The organism is Actinomadura sp. NPDC048032, from assembly GCF_040653175.1.
Classification (GTDB): domain Bacteria; phylum Actinomycetota; class Actinomycetes; order Streptosporangiales; family Streptosporangiaceae; genus Spirillospora; species Spirillospora verrucosospora.
This window is the reverse complement of record NZ_JBEZJP010000102.1, coordinates 1-22206: the sequence shown is the minus strand read 5'-3', so window position 1 is coordinate 22206 and position 22206 is coordinate 1. Positions and strand designations below refer to the sequence as shown.

Here is a 22206-nt window from a genome sequence, read left to right as displayed (position 1 = left end):
CGGCGGTCCCGCGGAAGCCCGTCCGGGCGGCGGACCGGCCGCCCGCCCTGCTCAGGCCGCGTGCACGACCGCGACCGGGCAGGGCGCGTGGTGCAGCAGGGCGTGGCTGACCGAGCCGAGCAGCAGGCCGCGGAAGCCTCCGAGGCCCCGCGAGCCGACGACCAGCAGGCGCGCCTCCTCCGCGGCGGCCAGCAGCACCTCGCGCGGCGCCCCGGTCACGATGTCGATCTGGACCTTCACGTCGGGGTGGAGCTCGCGCGACGGGATCATCAGCCGGGCCATCCTGGCCGCGGCGGCGTCCCGCATCCCCGCCTCGTCCACCAGCGGGGGCACCTCCTTCTCCGGCACCGCCTCCCAGGCGACGACCGCGCGCACGTCCCAGCCGTGCGCGGCGGCCTCGGCGAAGCCCAGCGCCAGCGCCTCGCGCGACGCCGGCGACCCGTCCACGCCGACGACGACGTGCCCGTGCACCTGCTCCGGCGGCGGGACGAGGTCGCCCCGGACGATCACGACCGGGCAGGGGGCGTGCGCGGCCACCTGCGCGCCGACGGAACCGAGCACCAGCCCGACGAACCCGCCGAGCCCCCGCGGGCCGAGGACGAGCATGTCCGCGCCGTGCCCGGCCTCGATCAGCCGCGCCGCCGCCTGCCCCCGCGCCAGCACGCCCCGCACGCTCAGCCCCGGCGCCACCTTCCGGACGTGCTCGACCCCGTTGCCGAGGTTCTCCTCCGCCACGGCGCGCAGGTCGACGACCGGCATGGCGATCGGGCCGCCCCCGACGTAGACGTCCCACACGTGGAGCACGGTCAGGGGCAGGCCCCGGATGCGGGCCTCGGCGGCGGCCCACTCCAGGGCCTGCACACCGCCCGTGGAGCCGTCGTAGCCAACGACCACTCCGGTGATCGGCTCGTCGTTCATGTGCGAACTCTCCTTCGGGGGTTCCTGCCGGGTCGAGTCCAGACTCGCCCGCCGCGGCCCCGCGCAGGAGGGGCGACGGTCCGCAGGATCAGGGACCTTCGGCCCTCGTCCGCCACCCGCGTCACCCGGCGAGCGGCACCACGGCGATCGGGCAGACCGCGTTGTACAGCAGCCACTGCGCGACCGAGCCGAACGCGGGATGCGCGGCCCCGACCACCAGGAGGCGCGCCTCCTGCGCGGCCTCCCGCAGCGCTTCGGGCGGAGGGGCGAGCGGGTTCTCGGGGTGCCCGAGGTCCGCCCCCGGCGCCTCCTCCCCCTCGGCGCCCGAGGAGACGGTCTTCACGGGAAGCTGCCGCAGCTCCGCCTCACGCGCGGCGAACGCGAGCGCGCTCCGCGCCGCGGGCGAACCGTCCACCACGGCCACGACCGGCGCCGGGCTTCCGGGGCGGGGCAGCGCGCCCACGCCCCTGACCACGATGACCGGGCATCGCGCGTGCATTGCGACGTGGGCGGCGACCGAGCCGACCGGCACGCGCGCGAGCCGCCCGAGCCCGCGGGACCCGAGCACCAGGAGCTCGGCGCCGGCCGACAGCTCCGTGAGCCGCTCCGCCGCCGACCCCTCCTCCGACACCGGCCTGACCGCGACCCCGGCCGTGCGCTGCCGGGCGCACTCGACGCCGTGGGCCAGCACGTGCTGCGCCGCCTCGTGCAGCGACCGCCGGCCCGCCTCCTCCAGTTCGGGGGCGACCCCCTGGTAGGGCCAGTGCCACGCGTGGCACAGCACCAGCGGAGATCCGCGCAGCTCCGCCTCGTCCAGCGCCCAGTCCAGCGCCTGCATGGCGTACACCGACCCGTCGAATCCGACGACCACCTCGCGCGCGCCGCTTCCGTCGGACATCGCGAACCCCCGTCCCCGTCCGGATGGATCCGCAAAAGGCGTTCCCGGCCGGTGGCCGGGAGACGGCGTCCGCGGAACGTGAAGGGGGCGGGAGAAGCCCTCCGCCGCTTAGGCAGCGTTTCGAGATGGACGGTGCGTGGTCTCCCACTTCTCCGTCCCTTTCCGCTCGACTTCTCTCGCCCGGTTTCATTCCATCTCGCCGCCGGCGCCCGGTACAGGGACGAAAGTCCTTCGTTCGCCTCGGGCCCGGGACGGGAGTATGTGCTCCGGCGGGCGGGTCAGCGGAGGAGCCGAAGGTCCCCTCGGCGGGGCGGGGCGGCCTCCGCGTCCTCCAGACCGGCGAACCCGCGCCGGGCGACGCGCCGGCGGAGCTCGCGGAACTGCCTGTGCTGCATGATGAAGTGCGCCGGCTCCCCGAGGAGCCAGGTGAACAGGCGGTCCGGGACCGACGGCACCCCGTGTCCGCGCGTCCGCACGATCAGGCGCGTGCACCCGTCGGGCAGGCGGTGGAGGTGGAAGGCCCAGAGCCCGTCCGCGTACGCCCGAGGCTTCGGTCCACGCGGGTCGAACGACCTTCCGGACGGCAGTTCGATGTCGCTCCGCAGCACCAGGGTCCTGCCCGGATCGAGGACCTCGACGCGGAAGTAGGTCGTCCCGCCGGGGACCGTGGGCACGCGGTCGCCCGCCGCCAGATCCTGCCATTCCGGAACGATGCGGTCCGTGCTCGGCCGCCCCCTGTTGTCGAGCAGGTCCCAGCTGTACCAGCCGCCCCGCCCGTATCCCATCTGCACCAGCCACGGCCAGACCGCCTCCGGCGGCGCGGGCAGCGACACCGCCATGGTGGACTGGCTCGTCGCGTTCTCGATGAGCTCGTCGCTCGGATACGAGGTCTCCGCCTCCGTGTCGGTGGCCCCCCAGGACAGCAGCGCGGGACGGACCGCGGCCGCGTAGGCGGCTGCCGCGCCGCAGGCGAGCGCGAGACCGCGAACCCTCTTGCTCATGGCGAGTCCTCCCCCAGTCGATGACCGCTCGAGTTCCACGCTGGCGGGCGGTGGTCCGGTCCGGCAGAGGCCTTCGCCATGCCGGCCGGGGACGTTCGTCCCTTCTGACCTGGCGGTGCGCCGTCGCCGGACCGGAGAAAGGGACCTTCGGGCCGCGGCGTCGAGGACATCCGTCCGTGGCGCCCGGCGCGTCCCCGGGAAAGGCTGGAGGTACTTGGAGGGATGAGCCGTTCCGGGCGACTTCCGAGGTCGTTCGGTCATCGACCCGGGGAGCAGGCATGAGGCCGCCGGACGCCGGCACACACGCGGACCGCCTGCGGCGCCGCTGCGGGCTCGACGGCAACGACCTGCGGCGGAGGGTCGATCGGGTGCAGTGGCGCGTCGGGCTCCTTCTGCTCCTGCTCTTCCTGGTCGCCGCACCGATCGCCTGCGCCCACGTGGTCTCGTCCGTCGATGCCGCGGGGGTCCGCGCCGAACGGTACGAGGCCGCGACGCGCCACCGCGTCGACGCGACGGTGGTCGGGGTCACGCAGCTGGAGTCCGGACGCGAGGTCAACGTGGTCTGGACCGGCGCGGACGGCACTCCGCACAACGGCCGGTACACCAGCTGGCGCGCGACCGTGGTCGGCGAGCACCGCGTGCTCTGGACGGGTCCCCGCCACACCCTCGGAGAGATGGGCCCGCGGAAGCACGCGCGGACGATCGGTGACGACGTGTCGGCCGGCGCGGCCGTCCTGGCGGTGACGGGGCTGCCGATGCTCACCGTCTACCTCGCGTTCCGCTGGGGTTGCGACAGGCGCCGGTACCGGCAGTGGGACGAGGAGTGGGCCGACTTCGACCGCCGCTCCCGTTCGACCTAGGAGACCCGAGACGGCACGCCGGAGGTGCACGATGCAGCGGATGAGCGCGCTGGACGCGGGGATGTTCTTCGCCGACAACGACACCACGCCGCTCCAGATCGGCACGGTGACCGTGTTCGAGGGCCCCGCGCCCGGCCACGCGGAGCTGGTCCGGGAGATCTTCGCCAGGCTCCGGTTCGCTCCCCGCTGCCGGCAGCGCGTCCGGACCGTCCCGCTCCACCTCGCGCACCCGGTCTGGATCGACGACCGCGGCTTCCGGATGGCGGACCACGTCCGGCACGTGGAGGCGCCCGCGCCCGGCGGCCCGGACGAGCTGCGGGAGCTGGCGGGCCGCGTCCTCGGCAGGCGGCTGGACCTCACCCGCTCCCCGTGGGAGGTGTGGCTGGTCGAGGGGCTGGAGCACGGACGCTGGGCCCTGATCTCCAAGGTGCACCACTGCATGGTCGACGGGCTCGCGGGGATCGACCTGCTGAGCGTCCTGCTCGACGCCGGCCCCGGATGGTCGCCCGCCGGTCCCCGGCTGTGGACGCCCGCCCCGGAACCGTCCGCGCGGGCCGTCGTGCGCGGCGCCGTGGCGGACCGGCTGAGGGGGTTCGGCCGGCAGGCCGCCCGGCTCTTCCTCCCGGCCCTGCGCGAGTCGATCGCCGTCGCGGGCGCGGCCCCCGGCTACGCCGCGCGCCTCACCGGCCCCGGCGCGTCCTCGCTCAACGGCCCGACCGCTCCCCTCCGGCGCTGGTCGCGGACCTGCGCGGGCCTGGACGAGGTGAACCGGATCAGGTGCGCCCTCGGCGGATCGGTCAACGACGTCGTGCTCGCCGCGACCGCCTCCGGCTTCCGGTCGCTGCTGGCCGCCCGGGGCGTGCTCACCGCGGAGTCGGCCGTCCGCGCCCTGGTGCCCGTCTCGGTCCGGTCGCCCGACGAGCGCGGGATCCTGACGAACCGGGTGTCGGCGGTGCTGGTCGACCTGCCCTGCGGGGAGCCCGACCCCCTGCGCCGCCTCCACCTGCTGCGGGAGCGGATGGACGGCGCGAAGAGCGCGGACCAGGCGGCCGGGCTCGACGCCTTCCTGCGGCTCGTCGGCGCCGCCCCCGGGCTGCTCGCCGTGGCGGCCCGCACGGCGCTGCGGCTGCGGCAGCCCCTGGTCCACACGATCGTCACGAACGTGCCCGGCCCCTCGTTCCCGCTGTACGCGATGGGGCGGCGGATGCTGGAGATGGACCCCTACATCCCCATCGCCGCCGGGTCGCGCGTCTCCGTCGGCATCATCTCCTACGACGGCGTCCTGTCGTTCGGGATCACCGGCGACCGCGACGCCCTGCCCGACCTGCCGATCCTGTGCGCGGGCATCCGCGAGGGCGTCGACGAGCTCCTCAAGGAGGCGGCGCGGAAGGTTCCGGCATGACCGCCCGCGCGCGGCGGCGGAACTCGGTGGGGCGGCGCGAACACGGCGTTCACCAGGATCGTACGCGGCGTCCCGTCATCTCAGGCGGCGCAGGTAGGGGTCCCAGGCGCGCCGGGGAAGGAGCCGGACACGGGCGTCGACGGCCACCGCGCCGTCGGGCCGGACGACGGTGGGATTGAGGTCGAGCTCGGCGATCTTGGGATGCTCGGCCGCCAGCCTGGACAGCCGGAGCAGGAGGTCGCGCAGGGCGGCGAGGTCGCCCGCGGGGCGGGCGGGATGGCCGAGCAGCAGGGCGGACAGGCGCGGCTCGCGGATCAGGTCGTCGGCCTCCCGCTCCGTCAGCGGGGCGAGGCGGGCGGTGCGGTCGGCCAGGGCGTCGGCGTCGACGCCGCCCGCACCGAAGACCACGACGGCTCCGAACACCTCTTCCTGGACGGCGCCGCACAGCACCTCGACGCCCTCGTCCACCATGGCCTGGACGACCACGCCCTCCAGGGCCCCGCCGAACCGTCCGGCGAGACTCCCGAACGCCTCCCGGACCTCGCGGTCGCCGTCCAGACCGAGCCGCAGGGCTCCGGCGGCGGTCTTGTGCACGACTCCGGGCACGTGCGCCTTCATCGCCACCGGGACGCCCATCTCGCGGGCCGCCGACGCGGCCTCCTCCTCTGTGCGCGCCCAGCACCAGGGGGCGAGCGGAAGCCCGTAGGACTCCAGCAACCGGAAGGTGCCGACGGGTGGCAGCCAGCCGCCCTCCGGTCTCGCGGACAGGAACCCGTCGATGATGCCCGCCGCCTCGACCGGCATCAGCCCGGTCAGCGCGGGCGGCGCGCCGGGCGGGGCGCCCCGCCGCCGCGCGTAGGAGAAGGCGCGGGCGAACGCGCGGACGGCGTTCTCCGGGTAGGCGTAGCAGGGCACGCCGCGCTCGTTGACCACGACGGTCTCGGGCTGCCCGAGCACGACCGCGGCGAGCGGCTTGCCGCAGCCGCCGAGCGCTCCGCGCAGGTCCGCGAGCGCGGTCGGCGCCACCAGCGCCAGGACGGCGTCGACGGACCCGTCCGCGGCGACCGCGTCCAGGGCGCTCCGGAACAGCTGGGCGGAGACCCCGGCCGTGGTGTCGACCGGGTTGGCGACCGCCGCGCACGCGGGCAGGAGGCCGGAGAGGCGGCGCCGCGTCGCCGGCGCCAGGACGGGAACGGAGAGTCCGGCGTCGGCGCAGGCGTCGGCCGCCAGCACGCCCGCCCCGCCCGCGTTGGACACCACCGCGACGCGCGGCCCGTCCGGGAGCGGCTGGGCGGCCAGCAGCGCGGCGGCGTCCACCAGCTCCCCGAGGTCGTCGGTGGCGACGATGCCCGCCTGCTCGAACAGGGCCCGGCGGGTGATCTCGGGGGTCGCGGCGGCCGCGGTGTGGGAGGCGGCCGCCCGCGTGCCGGGCGCCGACCGCCCGGCGAGGACGGTCAGCAGCGGCATCCGGGCCGCCACCCGCCGGGCCGTCCTGGCGAACTTGCGCGGGTTGCCGAACGACTCCACGTGCAGGACGCCGAGCCGGGTCGTCTCGTCCGACTCCCACCACATGAGCAGGTCGTTGGAGCTGACGTCGTACTTGTCGCCGACCGAGGCGAACGAGGAGATCCCGATCCCCAGCCGGGACAGCTGCTCCAGCAGCGCGATCCCGACGCCGCCCGACTGCACCACCACCCCCGCGCCCCCGGGAACGGGGTGCCGGGCGCCGAACGTCGCGTCGAGGGAGATCTCGGTGTTGGCCGTCCCCAGGCAGTTCGGGCCGACCAGCCGCATGCCGTGCTCCCGGCAGACCGCCAGCAGGTCGCGCCCCTGGCCGGCGGTCAGCCCCGAGCTGACCACCACCAGCGCGCGGGCCCCGTACCGCCCGCATTCGGCCGCCGCGCGGACCACCGCGCCGGCGGGCACGGTGACGACGGCCAGGTCGGGCCGCTCCGGCAGGTCGGCGGGCGCCGCCACGCACGGCGCGCCGTGCAGGTCGCCGCCGGCGGCGTGCGGGTTCACCGCGTACACGGCGCCGCCGAAGCCGGCGGAGAGGAGGTTGCGGAGGATCTCGGCGCCGACCGTCCCCGGCCGCCGGGACGCGCCGACGACCGCGACCGTCCGCGGCCGCATCAGCGGCTCCAGGCTGGCGACGTCGGCGCGCCGCTCCCGCTCGGCCACCGCGTCCAGGTAGCGCTCGTCGGAGACCAGCGGCAGGGTCAGCTCGACCACGCCTCCCGAGAACCGGCGCCGCGCCGTCAGCCCGGCGTCGGCGAAGACCCGCAGCATCGCGGTGTTCTCGGCCAGCGTGTCGGCGCGGAAGGCCACGATCCCGTGGTCCCGGGCCACGGACGCGAGGTGCTCCAGCAGCAGCGTCCCGACCCCGCGGTGGTGCATCCGGTCGGCCACCGCCATCGCGAACTCGGCCTCTCCGGGCACGTCGGTCGGCTCGTACTCGGCGACGCCGACCAGTCCGCCGCGCAGCCACGCGCCGAGCGCGGCGTGGCCGTCGCCGTCCGTCCGGCAGACCCGGCCCGCGACCTGCTCGGAGACGGCCCGGTTGAGGCCGAAGAACCGCAGGTGGAGACTCTCCTCGCTGAGGCCGCGGTGCAGGTCGCGCACCGCCGCCCGGTCCGCCTCCCCCAGCCGCCGGATCTCGACCTGCGTCCCGTCGGTCAGCAGCGCGAAGACACGCGCGCCGGAAAGGCTCTCCGTCATGCCCCCAGCGTCGGACGGGGCGGCGCGGCCGGTCAGCGTCCCAAGGTCACGGGTCGTCGGGACCTTCGTCCCCACGCCCCGGAGAGGCCCGCCGGGTAGGACAGGGGGAACACCGGTTCCGCCATCCTGAGGAGCGGCGCTCTCGTGGATCTCAACTCGCCCGGCCGCACGCTGCGGATCGGCGGCCGCCCCCTTCCGGTCGTCGGCCCCGCCCGCATGTACGTCTGCGGGATCACCCCGTACGACGCGACCCATCTCGGCAATGCCCGCACCTTCGTCTGGGCCGACGTCGCCGCCCGGGTCCTGCGGCACGCCGGCGGCGAGGTGCGCGTGTGCCGGAACGTCACCGACGTCGACGACGTGCTGGACCAGGCCGCGCACCGTGCGGGCAGCCCGTACGACAGCTTCGCCGCCGTCCAGCAGTTCTACTTCGAACGCGACCTGGAGGTCCTCGGCGTCCACGCCGTCGACCACCAGCCCCGCGCGCACAACCATGTCGGCGAGGTCGTCGCGCTGGCCCAGGGACTCCTCGCCTCCGGACACGCCTACGTGCGGGGCGGCGCGGTCCACTTCCGCGGCGGCGAGGTCCCCCGGCGCGCCGGCCTCGACGCCGGCCGGGCACGCGCGCTCCTCGCCGAGTACGGCGACGCGCCCGACGATCCCGGCAGGGACGACCCGTTCGACGTCGCGGTCTGGCGGCCGTCGCGGTCGGGCGAGCCCGCCTGGCCCAGCCCCTGGAGCGCGGGGCGGCCCGGCTGGCACGCCGAGTGCGCCGCGATGGCGATGACGGCCTTCGGCCCGGCGCTGGACCTGCACGCCGGCGGCGAAGACCTGCGGTTCCCCCACCACGCCTACGAGGCGGCCATGGCCGAGGCGCTGACCGGCGTGCGGCCGTTCTCCCGGGCCTGGCTGCACGTCGGGGTGGTCCGCCGGGACGGCGCCAAGATGGCCAAGTCCACCGGCAACCTGGTGCTGGTCTCCGATCTGGTCCAGGACCACCCGGCCTCCGCGGTCCGTTTCATGCTTCTCGCCGAGCCCTGGGCGCGGGAGTGGGAGTACACGCCCGGCGCCCTCGACCGCGCCGCGGAGGGGCTGGACCGCCTCCTCGCGGCGGCGGGCCGCGGCCGCTCCTCCCCCGCGGCGGAGGCCGCCGTGACGCGGGCGCTGCTCGACGACCTCGACGTGCGGACGGCGCTCGAAGTGGCGGAGCAGGAGGGCGGCCGGACCGCTCGCCTGGTGACGCGGATCCTGGCCCTCGGCTGAGCGGCCGCACGGACGCCGGCGCATGTCCCGCGTCCGGCGCAGGGTGCGGGCGGGCCGCTGACTCAGTGCGGAAGGGTCACGCGGAACAGCGTGTGCTGGGCCTCGACGAGTTCGGCGCGGCCGCCGTGGGCGGCGGCCACCGCCTGGACGATGGCCAGTCCGAGTCCCGTGCCGCCCGCGCTGCGGGACCGGCTCTGGTCGGCGCGGACGAACCGCTGGAAGATCTCCTCGCGCAGGCCGGCCGGAATGCCGGGGCCGTCGTCCTCCACGTCGAGGAGCACGGCGTCCCCCCGGTCCGCGAGCCTCACGGTGACGTGGGTGCCGGGAGGCGTGTGGGCGCGCGCGTTGGCCAGCAGGTTGGCGACCAGCTGGTGGAGGCGCCGGGCGTCCCCGGTGACGGTCACCGGTTCCTCCGGGAGCACCAGTTCCCAGCGGTGCCGCGGGCCGGCGGCGCGGGCGTCGGCGGTGGCGTCCAGCACGATGCGGGTCAGGTCCACCTGGTCCGTCTCCAGCGGGCGGCCGGCGTCCAGGCGGGCGAGGAGGAGCAGGTCGTCGACCAGTTCGGACATCCGGACCGACTCGGCCTCGATCCGTCCCAGCGCGTGCCGCACCTCGGGCGCAACGGGCTCCGTGGTGCGCAGGGCGAGTTCGGCGTGGCCCCGGATCGCGGCGACGGGGGTGCGCAGCTCGTGGCTCGCGTCGGCGGCGAAGCGGCGGAGCCGCTCCTCGCTCGCGTGCCGGCGGGCCAGCGCGTTCTCGACATGGCCGAGCATCCGGTTCAGCGCGGCGCCGACCTGCCCGACCTCGGTGCGGGGATCGGTGTCGGGGACGCGCTCGGGCATCGCCACCTCCCCGCTGGCCAGCGGCAGCTCGGTCACCCGGGACGCGGTCGCGGCGACCCGCCGCAGCGGGCGCAGGGCCAGCCCGACCCACGCCGCCGCCGCGATCCCGGCGGCGGCGAGCACGGCCGCGAAGACGATCGCCTCCACCAGGATGACGCGGCGCAGCGTCTCCTCGGCGGGCCGCAGCGGCAGCCCGGTGACCAGGACGTCCCCGTCGTCGCCGCGGAGCGCCATCATCCGGTACTCCGCCAGCGCCGACAGGTCGAGCGAGCGCGCCCGGCCGTCGGGCGGGAGTGCGGCGAGGGCGCGCCGGTCGGCGGCGTCGAGCGGCACGGGCACGTCGGAGCTGTCGCGCACGACCGCGGCCTCCGTCACCGTCCGGCGGAACAGCCGCGCGCCGAACGTCCCCGGCGCCTGCCCCCGGGTGTCCGGACCGTTGTCGGCGTCATGGCGCCGCTCGTGTTCGAGGCTCGCCGGGAACCGCCCGCCGGACGCGGTCAGCTGCTCGTCCAGCCGCCCCATCAGGAACCGGTCGAGCGCCGTCGCGGTGGCGATGCCCACGGCGAGGCAGCTCAGCGCCAGCAGGACGAGCAGCCCGGCGGTGAGCCGGGCCCGCAGCGTCCGCAGGCCCCTCACGAGGCCCCCGGCTTCAGCACGTACCCGACGCCGCGCACCGTGTGGATCATCGGTGCCCGGCCCGCGTCGATCTTCTTGCGCAGGTAGCTGATGTACAGCTCGACGACGTGGGCCTGCCCGCCGAAGTCGTAGTCCCAGACGCGGTCGAGGATCTGGGCCTTGCTGAGGACCCGGCGCGGGTTGCGCATCAGGAACCGCAGCAGCTCGAACTCGGTGGGCGTCAGCTCCACGACCTCTCCGTCGCGGGTCACCTCCCGGGCGTCCTCGTCCATGGCCAGGGCGCCGACGGTGAGCAGCCGGTCCGTGCCGGCCGTCCGCGCCATGCCCGCCCGGCGCAGCAGCCCCCGGAGCCGCGCCAGCACCTCCTCCAGGCTGAACGGCTTGGTCACGTAGTCGTCGCCGCCCGCGGTGATGCCGGCGATGCGGTCCTCGACGGCGTCCTTGGCGGTCAGGAACAGCACGCACACCTCGGGCGAGTCGGCGCGCAGCCGCCGCAGCACCTGCAGGCCGTCGATGTCGGGGAGCATCACGTCCAGCACGACGGCGTCGGGGCGGAAGTCGCGCGCGGCGGCGAGCGCGCCCGCGCCGTCCCCGGCACTCCGCACCGACCAGCCCTCCGAGGCCAGCACGCGCGACAGCACCTCCGCCAGGTCCGGTTCGTCGTCGACGACGAGGACCCGCACGGGCGTCCCGTCGGCCCGCCGCAGGCCCGCCACCGCGGGTTCGTCCTTTGTCATGGTCGGACCAGCATCCCTCTCCAACCTCTGCCTTCCCTCTGAAAAGGCTCTGAGAGACGCCATTCCCCATCGTGTCAGAGGGAACTCAGAAACTGCGTTGGCAGGGTGGCCGCCATGACGACGACCAGGTACGACATCATGCGGCCGACCCCGCAGGTCAGGCGGCCGTCATGGCGCGTCCCGCACTGGTGGCCGCAGGTACTGATCTACGCCGGCGCGCTCGCGGTGCTGGCGCTGTGGTGGCGGAGCACCGGCTCGATCACCGGTCTGGACGGCTGGCTGACCGAGGCCGGGCGCGTCACCGGGCTGCTGGCGGGATACGGCTGCGCCGTCCTGCTGGCCCTGATGGCCCGCGTGCCGGCGCTCGAACGGGGCGTGGGCACCGACCGGCTCGCCCGCTGGCACGCGATGGGCGGGCGGTACACCGTCTGCCTCGCGCTGGCGCACGCCCTCCTGATCATCTGGGGGTACGCGGTGACGGCCCACACCGACGTCGTCCACGAGACGGCGACGGTGGTCGTCGACTACCCGGAGATGATCAAGGGCACGGCCGGGTTCCTGCTCCTCCTCGGCATCGGGATCACGTCCGCGAGGGCCGCCCGGCGGCGGATGCGCTACGAGACCTGGCACTACCTGCACTTCGCGACCTACCTGGCGATCTTCCTGGCGTTCTCGCACCAGCTCGCCAACGGAGCCCAGTTCGCCGGATCGCCCCTGGCGAAGGCCGCCTGGTACACCCTGTACATCGGCGTCGCCGTCACCCTCGCCTGGTTCCGGTTCCTGATGCCCGCCGTGCGCGGGATCCGGCACGGGCTGCGGGTCACCGCCGTCCACGCCGAGGCGCCCGGGGTCGTCTCCGTCTACATGAGCGGCCGCCACCTGGACGAGCTGCGCGCCGAACCGGGCCAGTTCTTCCGCTGGCGGTTCCTCGCCCCGGGCTTCTGGTGGACGGCCAACCCCTACTCGCTGTCCGAGCCGCCCCGCGGGCACCGGCTCCGCATCACCGTCAAGGAGGCCGGGGACCACAGCCGTGCGCTGGCCCGGCTCCGCCCCGGGACGCGGGTCTGGGCCGAGGGGCCCTACGGCGGGTTCACCGGGGCGCGGCCGCACCACGACCGGGCCCTGCTGATCGCCGGCGGCGTCGGCATCACCCCGCTGCGGACGCTGTTCGAGACCCTGCCCGGTGACGTGACCCTCGTCTACCTCGCCCGCCGGCCCGAGGACCTGGCCCTGCGCGGCGAGCTCGACGACATCGCCCGCGTCCGCGGCGCACGCGCCTACTACTTCGTCGACGAGCCGTCCCACTACTCCCTGTCGCTGGACGGCCGGGCGCTGCGCGACCTCGTCCCCGACATCCGGCACCGGGACGTCTACCTGTGCGGGCCGCCCGGCATGATGGCCGCCGCCCAGGGCGCGCTGAAGCAGGCCGGCGTGCGACGCCGCCACGTCCGATCCGAATCCTTCGAGTTCTGAGAGGTCCGCACCCTATGCGCCGAGCCGTGTTCACCACGAGCGCGACGATCGCGGGAGTCGTGCTGCTGCTGTCGTTGAAGCCGCACCACCACGACACCGCCGTGGCGCCCCCGCCCACCGCGGGCGGCGGCACGAGCAACGGGACGAGCGGAGGCACGAGCGGCGGGGCGAACCCGGTGAGCAAGACCTACCGGGGCGAGAGCGTCGACACCCGCTACGGGCCCGTCCAGGTCGAGATCACGATGTCGGGCGGCCACCTCACCGGAGTCCGCGTCCTGCGCTCGCCGTCGGAGAACGGCCGCGACCGCGAGATCGCCTCCTTCGCCCTCCCCAAGCTCACCAAGAAGGCCCTCGCGGCGGGCAGCGCGCGCATCGACACCGTGTCCGGCGCCACCTACACCAGCGAGGGATACATCACGTCCCTCCAGAGCGCCCTGGACAGCGCCCGTGCCTGAGGGGATCCGCCACGTGGAGCACGCGATGGGGACGGTGTTCTCCTTCGACGTCCGCACGCCGCGCTCGCCGGCCATCGCCGCGGCCCTCGCGCAGGCCGTCGCCTGGCTCCACCACGTCGACCGCGTCTTCTCCCCCTACCGCCCCGACAGCCAGGTCACGCGCCTGGCGGACGGCCGCGCCGGGCTCGGCGAGTGCGATCCCGAGGTCGCCGAGGTCCTGCGCCTCGGCGCGGAGTTCGAACGGGCCACGGGCGGCGCGTTCACCTGCGAACCGGGGGGCCGGCTCGATCCCAGCGGCGTGGTCAAGGGCTGGGCGATCGAGCGGGCGTCGACGATCCTCCACGACGCCGGCGCCCACGACCACTGCGTGAACGGCGGCGGCGACGTGCAGGCGCGCGGCGAGGCCGGGCCCGGCGAACCGTGGCGGATCGGCATCGCCGACCCCGGCGACCGCGGCAGCCTCATCGCCGCCGTGTCCGGGAGCGACATCGCCGTCGCCACGTCCGGCACCGCCGAGCGCGGCCGGCACATCCTCGACCCCCGCACCGGGCTCCCCGCCGCGGGCCTCGTCTCCGTCACGCTGGTCGGGCGCCACCTCACCGACGTCGACGCGCTCGCCACCGCGGCCTTCGCCATGGGCGACGCCGCCCGCGCCTGGCTCGAGGCCCGCCCGGGGATCGAGGCGCTCGGCGTCACGTCCGAGGGCGGCCTGTGGTGGACGCCCGGCTTCGAGGACTTCGCCCTGCTTCCTTCCAGGAGGGGCTGAGGGCCGGACCCGGGGCGAAAGGACCGTCGCCGTCCGAGGCGGGGACCAAGGTCCCTACGGCCGAGCGAGCGCGCGGACGACGCTGTGTTCATGGCAAAGCCCTCCTCCTTCGGGCCTGACGGCCCCCCATCGTCGGGCACCGCAGGCGTGCGCGCGGTCCTGGTCGGGACCGACGGTTCCGCCTCCTCCGAACGCGCCATCGGCTGGGCGGCCGACGAGGCCGCGCGCCTCGGCAAGGAACTGCACGTCCTCCACGTCCTGGAGACCCCGACGAGGACCGCGCCCGGCGACACGGGCGGCGACGCCGAGTCACTCGTCGACGCCTGGAACCCGGTGCTGCGCGCCGGGCGGGACGCGGCCCTGCGGCGGCACCCCCGCCTCAAGGTCGAGACGATGCTCGTCCACGACCGGACCGTGGCGGGCGGCCTGCGGCTCTACGCCGGCGAGGCCGCCGAGGTCGTCGTCGGGCATCGCGGCCGGGGCGGCTTCGCCTCGCTGCTGCTCGGCTCCACCGGTCTTCACCTGGCCGGGCACTACCCGGGCCCGGTGGTCATCGTCCGCGGCCACTCGGACACCCCCATCGGCGAGGTCGTGGTGGGCCTGGACCTGGCGGAGGACCCCGCCCCCGCGCTCGGCCACGCGTTCGCCGCGGCCGCCGCCCGCGGCGCCCGGCTCCGCGTGCTGCACGCCTGGCGGCCCGCCGCCGGCTCGGGGGCGGACGTCCACCTCGCCGCCAACGGCCGCCACGACCGCCTGGCCGCGGCCCTGGCGCCGTGGCGCGGGCGCGCCCCGGACCTCAAGGTCGTCGAGGACGTGGTCACAGGCCACCCGGTCCAGACGCTCGCGCAGGCCTCGGCGGAGGCCGACCTGGTCGTGGTCGGGTCCCGGGGCCGCTCGTTCCCGCTCGGATCGGTCGGCCACGGCGTCGTCCACCAAGCCCACTGCCCCGTCGCCGTCGTCCGCCCCCGCGACTGACACGCCGCCCGCCCCGGCTGAAGGGTCACAGCGTCCGAAGGGTCATACCGCGCGGCCCAGGGCGCCGGGGGCGGCCTCGGCGAGCCGGGTCTGGGTCGCCTCCAGGCGGCCGACGACCTGCTCGGCGAAGCGGCGCGTCAGCTCGTAGCCGAGGGACGGGTCGACGGCGCTCAGCGTCCGGACCAGCCGGCCGTCGAACTCGATCGCCTGGACCGGCGTGCTCGCGACCGCGCCGAACCGCCACCGGTGCGGGCGGAACAGCCATGACCAGCCCACCACCGACCCGGGCCCGAAGGTGTCGACCACGAGGGTCCCGCCGTCGGGAAGGTTCATGTCGACGGCCACGCTCCCGTCGAGCAGGAGCCAGAACCGCTCGGCCGCGGCGGACTCCGCGAACATGCGGCGTCCCGCGGGGATGTCGGTGTGCCGGGCCGCCTTCGCCAGCCTGGTCAGGTCCGGGCTCCGCATACCGTCGAAGAACGGCTCGCGTGCCAGATCGGCCGCGGTCACCATGCTCACTTGGCTCGCCTACCTTCGGTGTTCTGCGCCGTCCGGCGTCATCCGGCCCGCTGCGGGACGATCGTGATCGTGCAGGGCGCGTGCTTGAGCAGCGCGTCGCTCGTCGCGCCGAGCGTCAGGGCCTTGACGGCGCCGGCGCCGCGCGAGCCCACCACCGTCAGCGTCGCGCTCTCCGCCGCCTCCAGCAGGGCCTCGCGGGGCGACCTGAGCACCAGCGACGTCGCGGCCTGCACCAGGGGGTACTTCACCAGCCAGGGCGCGACCGCCCGTTCCAGGACCGTTCCGCACACGTGGCGGAGCTTGTCCTCATCGCCGAACAGCGACAGGTCGTCGTCGGGCGCGGCACCCGGATCCCAGCACCCGTACACCGCCCGCAGCCGCCAGCCGCGGAGCGCCGCCTCCTCGAACCCGAAGGCCAGCGCCGCGTCGGCGCCCCGGGACCCGTCCACGCCCACGACCACGAGACCGTCGGGAGAGGAGGCCGAGCGCACGACCGCGACCGGATGGTCGGCCTGGGCAGCCACCCGCAGCGCGGTGGACCCGACGGACCTCTCCTCCGGCGGGTGCGAGCCGACGACGAGGAGATCCGCGTCCGGCTCCTGGTTCAGCAGCGCCAGCGAGGGGCCTCCGGTGTCCAGCCGCTTGCGCACCTTCAGGCCGGGGGCCAGCTCATGCGCCAGCGCCACGCCGTGGTCGAGCATGTGCTCCCCCATCCGGCGGACGATGGCGACGCCCTCGCGGTCGCTGAAGTGGATCGGATACGGCCACTGCCAGGCGTGGCACACCGTCAGCGGCAGCCGCCGGAGCCGGGCCTCCTCCACCGCCCAGCGCAGGGCGCGGTCGCTCTCACTCGTTCCGTCGTATCCGACGACGACGTGGCTCATGACGCCCTCCTCCTCGGTCCGCCTCCATTCCACCGCCCGCGGGGATCCGCTCCCCAGGGCCGAACGGCCCTCGGCGGCGGGACCTCCGGCGCCGCTCAGGCCGCCGTGAGCTCGCTCTCCAGGCGCACGCCGACGCGGGGGGCGTCGAGGATCGAGTTGTGGACCGTGCAGGCCATGACGGCCGCCATCAGTCCTCCCACGTCCCGGTCGGGCAGCCGGACGGGAGGGCGCAGGCGCAGCTCGACGCGCGACACCCGGGCGGGGCCCTCCGGGCTCATCGCGTAGTCGACGGCGACCTCCAGCCCGTTCGCGGGCAGGCAGCGCGCCTTGAGGTAGCGGCGGGCGTGGTGCGCGGTGCACGCGGCGAGGGACGCCACGAACAGCTCGACCGGCGTCGGCCCGGCGTCCATGCCTCCCCCCATGTACGGCTGGTCCACGTGGATCACGTGGTCGCGGACGATCACCGCGAAGGCGTCGTCCTCACGGTGGACGACCAGCATCTCGCTCATCGGTGCCACCTCCTCTGCTGACGGTTCCTCGCTTGGACCCAAGCCTCGTTTTCGGGAGTCTTCGCAGGTAGAGCCGAACGTCCTGCCGGAGGTCCCGGTGGGGGCGTGAGGTGCCTCACGCGCGAACGGATACCCCAGGGGGTATGGTGGGCGCCGGAGGTGGACGATGGAAGAGCATCTGGAGATGGACGCGACCGCCCTGGCGGACGCGCTGACCCGGCTCCGGCGGGCGCACGGCCAGCTGGGCGGGGTGATCTCGATGATCGAGAACGCCGACGACTGCGAGCGGGTGCTGACCCAGCTTGCGGCGGTCTCCAAGGCGATCGACCGGGCCGGGTTCAAGATCATTTCGACCGGGCTGCGGCACTGCCAGGCGGCGGCCGACCGCGGCGAGAAGCCGCCGATCAGCACGGAGCGCCTGGAGAAGCTCTTCCTCGCCCTTTCCTGAGGACGGCGAAAGGGCCGCCCCTCATCGTTCGACGAGGGGATACGACCATGGCCGCGATCTGACCGAAGCATACCCCCCGGGGTATAAGGAGTGAACGCAGATGGTACATGTCCAGGTAGTCGAGACCTCGTCCCTGGGCGACCGCAGCTACCTCGCCCACGACGGGCGGGTGGCGCTGGTCGTCGACCCGCAGCGCGACATCGACCGCTTCCTGGCCCTCGCCGGGCGGCTGGACGTCCGCATCACGCATGTGGCCGAGACCCACCTGCACAACGACTACGTCTCCGGTGGGCTGGCCCTGGCCAGGGCGACCGGGGCGGCGTACCTGCTCTCGGCCGACGAGGACGTCGAATTCGAGCGGACCGCCCTCTCCGACGGCGACGAGATCGCCGTCTCCGACGCGCTGCGCATCCGCGCCGTCGCCACCCCGGGGCACACCTTCCACCACCTGTCCTACATCCTGTCGGGCTCCGGCGGGCCCGAAGGGGTCTTCACGGGCGGCTCGCTGCTGTTCGGCACCACCGGCCGCACCGACCTCCTCGGCTCCGAGCACGCCCACCTGCTGGCCGAGCGGCAGCACGCGTCGGCGCGGCGGCTGGCCGACCTGCTGCCCGACGGCGCGCACGTCTGGCCCACGCACGGGTTCGGCAGCTTCTGCTCGGCGAGCCAGTCCGACGCCGCGTCCTCGACCATCGGCCAGGAGCGGCGGGCCAACCCGGCGCTGCGGCTGGAGGCCGACGACTTCGTCACCCAGACCCTGGAGGGGCTCGACGCCTACCCCGCCTACTACGCGCACATGGGCGTCCGCAACAGCGCCGGCGCCGACCTGCTCGACCTCACTCCCGCCCGGACCGCCGACCCCGCCGAGCTGCGCGACCGCATCGCCGCCGGGGAATGGGTCGTCGACCTGCGCTCCCGCAAGGCCTTCGCGCAGCGGCACCTGGCCGGCACCCTCAGCTTCGGCCTGGACGGCGCGATGTCGACGTGGCTCGGCTGGCTGGCGCCGTGGGGCGCGCCCCTCACCCTGCTCGGCGACAGCCCCGAGCAGATCGCCGCCGCCCAGCGGGAGCTGGCGCGCATCGGCGTCGACCGCCCGGCCGCGGCGGCCTCCGGGGAGCCCGAGCAGTGGGCCGGCGGCGACGCCGGCCGGCTGCGCGAGACGCCCGTCGCCACGTTCGGCGACCTGGCCGCCGCCCGCGCCGGCCGCGTCCCCCGGCACCTCCCCGCACCGGACGCCGTGCTGGACGTGCGCATGACCAACGAGTGGAGGGACGGGCACGTCGAGGGCGCCGTCCACATCCCCCTGCCCGAGCTGACCGGGCGGCTCGAAGAACTGCCCGACGGGACGATCTGGGTGCACTGCGGCTCCGGCTACCGGGCCGCCGCGGCCACCAGCCTGCTCCAGCGGGCCGGAATCCCGACCGTGCACATCGACGACGCCTACTCCGAGGCCGCGCCCGCGGGCCTCACCATCACCGACCGCTGACCCGGACCGACCACACCGCACGACGATCCGACACCACGACACAGGAGAAGACTCCGTGACCACCCCGCCCACCGCGTCCACCGTGGACGTCCCCGCCCTGCGCGAACTCCTGGACTCCGTCGACCGGCCGCGGCTCATCGACGTCCGGACGCCGGGCGAGTTCGAGACCGGGCACATCCCCGGCTCCTACAACGTCCCGCTGGACCTGCTGCGCGAGCACCGCGCCGAACTGCGCGCCCACCTCGACGAGCAGGTGGTGCTCGTCTGCCGCTCCGGGCAGCGCGCCGGCCAGGCCTCGCGGGCGCTGGCGACCGCGGGCCTGCCGAACCTGCGCGTCCTGCACGGCGGCATCGGCGCCTGGCAGGCCGCGGGCGAACCGGTCGCCGCGGGACGCCCCCGCTGGGACCTGGAGCGCCAGGTCCGCCTGGTCGCGGGCTCGATCGTGCTCGGCTCGGTGCTGGCCAGCACGACCGTCCCGCGCGCCAAGTGGCTCGCGGCGGCCATCGGCGGCGGCCTCACCTTCGCCGCCCTGTCCAACACGTGCGCCATGGGGATGGCCCTGTCCAAGCTCCCCTACAACCGCGGGCCGAAGTGCGACATGGCCGCCGTCCTGGGCGCGCTGGCCGCGGAGCGCCCCTGACCCGCCGGCCGCGTCCGCCAAGGAGGTGACGACATGCTGACCGCGCTCGTCCTCGGCGCCCTGATCGGCGTCCTGCTCGGGCTGCTCGGCGGCGGCGGCTCCATCCTCGCCGTTCCCGCCCTCGTCTACGGGGCGGGCCTGCCGCTGGCCTCGGCGGTTCCGGCGTCCCTGCTGGTCGTGGGCATCTCCTCGGCCACGGCCGCGCTGCCCCGCGTCCACGCCGGGCAGGTGCGCTGGCGGATCGCGGGCGTCTTCGGCGCCGCCGGGGCGGTGGCCGCCTTCGGCGGCGCCGCCCTGAACCGCCTGCTGCCCGACCAGGCCGTCCTGCTCGGCTTCGCGGCGCTCATGGTGACGGCGGGCTGGCGGATGCTGGCCGGAGGCGACCGGCTGGGCGGGGCGTGCGCCCTGCCCGGCGGCGGCGTCGACTGGCGCTCCTGCCTGCCCAAGTCGATCGGCGCGGGCGCGGCCGTCGGCGTGCTGACCGGGCTCTTCGGCGTCGGCGGCGGCTTCCTCATCATCCCGGCCCTGGTCGTCGGGCTGGGCCTGCCGATGGCCGCGGCGGTCGGCACCTCCCTGGTCATCGTGGTGGTCAACTCGATCGCCGGCTTCGCCGCGCACGCCGGGGACGCGACGCTGGACTACGGCGTCATCGCGGCCTTCACCCTGGCGGCCGTCGCCGGGTCGCTCACCGCCGCCCGCCTCGCCCGGCGCCTGGACGCCGACCGGCTGCGGCGCTGGTTCGCCTACCTGGTCTTCGCCGTCGCGGCCTTCGTGGCCGCGCAGGCCCTCCTCCATCCGGGAGCCACCGGATGATCTGGCGGCGCCGACCCGCGCCGGATGCCCAGATCAGGCCAAAAGTCCTGATTCGGGGGGACGCTCGGCACTGACCCGCGGATCCCGCCGGGCGGGAGGGTGGAGGTGACTGAGGGAGGTCGCTGATGTGGGTCGTGCCCGAACAACGGTCCGTCGTCGTCGGGGTGGACGGTTCCCCCAACTCCATGGCCGCGCTGCGCCGCGCCGCCCGCGAGGCCTCCGAACGCCACGCGCGCCTGGACGTGGTCCGCGTCATGGAGCCCGGCGACGGCCCCGCGCGGCGCCCGTTCAACGCGATCAGGGAGTGGCTGCGGCTGCGCCGCCTGGTCGCCCGGCTCATCCCCCGCTCCCGGCACCTGACCACCCGGCTGCGCGTCCTGCACGGCGAGCCGGGCCCGGTGCTGGCCGGGGCGGCGGAGCGCGCCGAACTTCTGGTGGTCGGCGCCCGGACGCACTCCGAGCACGGCAATCCGCTCGGCGGCGACACCGTCCCGATCGTGCGGGAGCGGGCGCGCTGCGAGGTCGTGATCTGCGCGGACCAGAGGGCCACCGCCGGCGACGGCCTCTGAGGCCCGCGGCGAGCCCGGGAGGAGAGCCATGAAGCGCCGCACGGTCGGGGACGTCATGACCAGGAGCGTCGTGACGGTCTCCGAGGACACCCCCTTCACCGAGATCGCCGACGCGATGGCCGAGCACCGCGTCAGCGCGGTGCCCGTCATGGACGACGACGGCCGGCTCACCGGCATCGTCACGGAGGCCGACCTCCTGCGCAGGGAGGAGTACGGCGGCGGCGCGGGACCGCGCCGGCCCCGGCTGCTGCGCCGCGCCCAGGACGAGGCGCGGGCCAGGGCCACCGCCGCGGACGCCCGCGGGCTGATGAGCGCGCCGGTCGTCACCGTCGCGCCGGGCACGCCCGTCGCCGAGGCGGCCCGCGTGCTGAACGCCCACGGCTTCAAGGCCGCGCCGGTCGTCAGGGACGGCCGGCTGGCCGGGATCGTGGCCCGCCGCGACCTGCTCTCGGTGTTCCACCGCTCCGACGACGACATCCGGGACGAGATCATCGACGACGTCCTGGTCTCCCGGCTCTGGCTGGACCCCGCCGAGGTGCACGTCCGCGTCCAGGAGGGGGTCGTCCACCTCACCGGGCGCGTGGAGCGGAAGAGCCTGATCCCGATCGTCGTGCGCATGGCCGCCGCCACGGAAGGCGTCGTCGACGTCGTCCCGACCCTCGGCTACGACTACGACGACACCGGCCCCGCCCTCCACCCGAGGGCATGAGGCCCATGGAGGACGCCGCCGTCGCCGAGACCCACATCGGCGTGGTGTTCTTCGCCGGGGACCGCGCCTACAAGCTGAAGAAGCCCGTGGACCTGGGGTTCCTGGACTTCAGCACCCGTGAGCTGCGCGAGCGCGCCTGCCACGAGGAGGTCCGGCTGAACCGGCGGTTCGCCCCCGACGTCTATCTCGGCGTCGCCGACGTGCGCGGGCCCGGCGGCGACGTCTGCGACCACCTGGTCGTGATGCGGCGGATGCCCGCCGACCGGCGCCTGTCCACCCTGGTCCGGGCCGGCGCGCCGGTGCGGGACGCGCTGCGCGACACCGCCCGGATCCTGGCCGCCTGGCACGCCAGGGCGCCGCGCGGTCCCCGCATCGCGGCCGAGGAGACCCGCGACGCCGTCCGAGGGCGCTGGCACGACAGTTTCGAGCAGGTCCGGCCGTTCCACGGCGCCGTCCTGGACGCCGCGGCCGCCGCCGAGACCGAGGACCTCGCGGAGGAGTTCCTCGCCGGCCGCGAACCCCTGTTCGACGCCCGCATCGCCGACGGCCGCGTGGTCGACGGGCACGGCGACCTGCTGGCCGGCGACGTCTTCTGCCTCGACGACGGCCCGCGGATCCTCGACTGCCTGGAGCCGCCCGCCCTCGCCGCGTTCTACGCCGCGGTGACCGGAGGCGAGATCACCTA

22 protein-coding genes and 1 pseudogene are annotated in these 22206 nt (G+C 75.3%); 14 read left to right on the top strand and 9 right to left on the bottom strand.

Going from position 1 to position 22206, the window contains the following annotated elements:
- Positions 1 to 51: 51 nt before the first annotated feature.
- The 3 genes from AB0C69_RS16380 to AB0C69_RS16370 form a co-directional block, all read right to left on the bottom strand.
- Positions 52 to 918 (bottom strand): universal stress protein, encoded by an 867-nt coding sequence (locus tag AB0C69_RS16380; RefSeq protein WP_345172084.1) that lies wholly within the window; start codon positions 916 to 918, stop codon positions 52 to 54.
- Between the two features lie 121 nt (positions 919 to 1039).
- Entirely contained in the window at positions 1040 to 1816 is a 777-nt protein-coding gene (locus AB0C69_RS16375) for a universal stress protein (RefSeq protein ID WP_360354119.1), read from the bottom strand.
- A 278-nt stretch (positions 1817 to 2094) separates the two neighbouring features.
- Positions 2095 to 2817 carry a hypothetical protein gene (locus tag AB0C69_RS16370; protein WP_360354117.1) on the bottom strand — a complete coding sequence of 241 codons (723 nt, stop codon included), beginning with the start codon at positions 2815 to 2817 and terminating at the stop codon, positions 2095 to 2097.
- A gap of 278 nt (positions 2818 to 3095) precedes the next feature.
- Here AB0C69_RS16370 and AB0C69_RS16365 point away from each other — a divergent pair, with 278 nt between their 5' ends.
- Positions 3096 to 3677: a hypothetical protein gene (locus tag AB0C69_RS16365; RefSeq protein WP_360354115.1), complete on the top strand. Its 582-nt coding sequence runs from the start codon at positions 3096 to 3098 to the stop codon at positions 3675 to 3677.
- A 40-nt stretch (positions 3678 to 3717) separates the two neighbouring features.
- Complete coding sequence (locus AB0C69_RS16360; RefSeq protein ID WP_360354113.1) at positions 3718 to 5079, top strand: wax ester/triacylglycerol synthase family O-acyltransferase; 1362 nt, start codon at positions 3718 to 3720, stop codon at positions 5077 to 5079.
- A 75-nt stretch (positions 5080 to 5154) separates the two neighbouring features.
- Here AB0C69_RS16360 and AB0C69_RS16355 read toward each other — a convergent pair whose 3' ends face one another.
- A complete protein-coding gene (locus tag AB0C69_RS16355; protein WP_360354111.1) occupies positions 5155 to 7797 on the bottom strand; it encodes a GNAT family N-acetyltransferase in 2643 nt (880 codons plus the stop codon).
- 144 nt (positions 7798 to 7941) lie between these two features.
- On the opposite strand from AB0C69_RS16355, the gene AB0C69_RS16350 reads away from it, so the two are divergent.
- Complete coding sequence (locus AB0C69_RS16350) at positions 7942 to 9060, top strand: class I tRNA ligase family protein (protein ID WP_360354109.1); 1119 nt, start codon at positions 7942 to 7944, stop codon at positions 9058 to 9060.
- A gap of 62 nt (positions 9061 to 9122) precedes the next feature.
- Here AB0C69_RS16350 and AB0C69_RS16345 read toward each other — a convergent pair whose 3' ends face one another.
- Positions 9123 to 10538: a HAMP domain-containing sensor histidine kinase gene (locus AB0C69_RS16345; RefSeq protein ID WP_360354107.1), complete on the bottom strand. Its 1416-nt coding sequence runs from the start codon at positions 10536 to 10538 to the stop codon at positions 9123 to 9125.
- Positions 10535 to 11275, bottom strand: coding sequence for a response regulator transcription factor (locus AB0C69_RS16340; protein WP_345172068.1), 741 nt, complete (start codon positions 11273 to 11275; stop codon positions 10535 to 10537). Before AB0C69_RS16340 ends, AB0C69_RS16345 begins: the two co-directional genes overlap by 4 nt.
- A 114-nt stretch (positions 11276 to 11389) precedes the next feature.
- Here AB0C69_RS16340 and AB0C69_RS16335 point away from each other — a divergent pair, with 114 nt between their 5' ends.
- From AB0C69_RS16335 to AB0C69_RS16320, 4 genes are all read left to right on the top strand, one after another.
- The gene (locus tag AB0C69_RS16335) at positions 11390 to 12748 is read left to right on the top strand and encodes a ferric reductase-like transmembrane domain-containing protein (RefSeq protein ID WP_360354105.1); all 1359 of its coding nucleotides are present in this window, start codon (positions 11390 to 11392) and stop codon (positions 12746 to 12748) included.
- A 26-nt stretch (positions 12749 to 12774) separates the two neighbouring features.
- Positions 12775 to 13203, top strand: coding sequence for an FMN-binding protein (locus tag AB0C69_RS16330; RefSeq protein WP_345172064.1), 429 nt, complete (start codon positions 12775 to 12777; stop codon positions 13201 to 13203).
- Complete coding sequence (locus tag AB0C69_RS16325; protein WP_353834169.1) at positions 13196 to 13969, top strand: FAD:protein FMN transferase; 774 nt, start codon at positions 13196 to 13198, stop codon at positions 13967 to 13969. The genes AB0C69_RS16330 and AB0C69_RS16325 overlap by 8 nt, the downstream gene beginning before the upstream one ends.
- Positions 13970 to 14059: 90 nt before the next feature.
- Positions 14060 to 14944, top strand: a complete 885-nt coding sequence (locus AB0C69_RS16320) for a universal stress protein (RefSeq protein WP_360354102.1) — start codon at positions 14060 to 14062, stop codon at positions 14942 to 14944.
- 42 nt (positions 14945 to 14986) lie between these two features.
- On the opposite strand, the gene AB0C69_RS16315 is transcribed toward AB0C69_RS16320, so the two are convergent.
- From AB0C69_RS16315 to AB0C69_RS16305, 3 genes are all read right to left on the bottom strand, one after another.
- Complete coding sequence (locus AB0C69_RS16315; RefSeq protein ID WP_345172504.1) at positions 14987 to 15457, bottom strand: cyclic nucleotide-binding domain-containing protein; 471 nt, start codon at positions 15455 to 15457, stop codon at positions 14987 to 14989.
- Between the two features lie 44 nt (positions 15458 to 15501).
- Complete coding sequence (locus AB0C69_RS16310; RefSeq protein WP_360354100.1) at positions 15502 to 16347, bottom strand: universal stress protein; 846 nt, start codon at positions 16345 to 16347, stop codon at positions 15502 to 15504.
- 95 nt (positions 16348 to 16442) lie between these two features.
- Positions 16443 to 16856: an OsmC family protein gene (locus tag AB0C69_RS16305; RefSeq protein WP_345172056.1), complete on the bottom strand. Its 414-nt coding sequence runs from the start codon at positions 16854 to 16856 to the stop codon at positions 16443 to 16445.
- 166 nt (positions 16857 to 17022) lie between these two features.
- On the opposite strand from AB0C69_RS16305, the gene AB0C69_RS16300 reads away from it, so the two are divergent.
- The 7 genes and pseudogenes from AB0C69_RS16300 to AB0C69_RS16270 form a co-directional block, all read left to right on the top strand.
- Complete coding sequence (locus AB0C69_RS16300; RefSeq protein WP_345172054.1) at positions 17023 to 17304, top strand: metal-sensitive transcriptional regulator; 282 nt, start codon at positions 17023 to 17025, stop codon at positions 17302 to 17304.
- A 100-nt stretch (positions 17305 to 17404) separates the two neighbouring features.
- Complete coding sequence (locus AB0C69_RS16295; protein WP_360354098.1) at positions 17405 to 18790, top strand: MBL fold metallo-hydrolase; 1386 nt, start codon at positions 17405 to 17407, stop codon at positions 18788 to 18790.
- Between the two features lie 55 nt (positions 18791 to 18845).
- On the top strand, positions 18846 to 19430 hold the full coding sequence (locus AB0C69_RS16290) for a rhodanese-like domain-containing protein (protein ID WP_345172050.1): 585 nt from the start codon (positions 18846 to 18848) through the stop codon (positions 19428 to 19430).
- A gap of 33 nt (positions 19431 to 19463) precedes the next feature.
- On the top strand, positions 19464 to 20243 hold the full coding sequence (locus AB0C69_RS16285) for a sulfite exporter TauE/SafE family protein (protein WP_360354096.1): 780 nt from the start codon (positions 19464 to 19466) through the stop codon (positions 20241 to 20243).
- Between the two features lie 125 nt (positions 20244 to 20368).
- Complete coding sequence (locus AB0C69_RS16280; RefSeq protein ID WP_360354094.1) at positions 20369 to 20812, top strand: universal stress protein; 444 nt, start codon at positions 20369 to 20371, stop codon at positions 20810 to 20812.
- Between the two features lie 28 nt (positions 20813 to 20840).
- Complete coding sequence (locus tag AB0C69_RS16275) at positions 20841 to 21521, top strand: CBS domain-containing protein (protein WP_360354092.1); 681 nt, start codon at positions 20841 to 20843, stop codon at positions 21519 to 21521.
- Positions 21518 to 22206: pseudogene (locus AB0C69_RS16270) on the top strand (hypothetical protein); the annotation flags it as partial. The gene AB0C69_RS16275 and the pseudogene AB0C69_RS16270, both read left to right, overlap by 4 nt.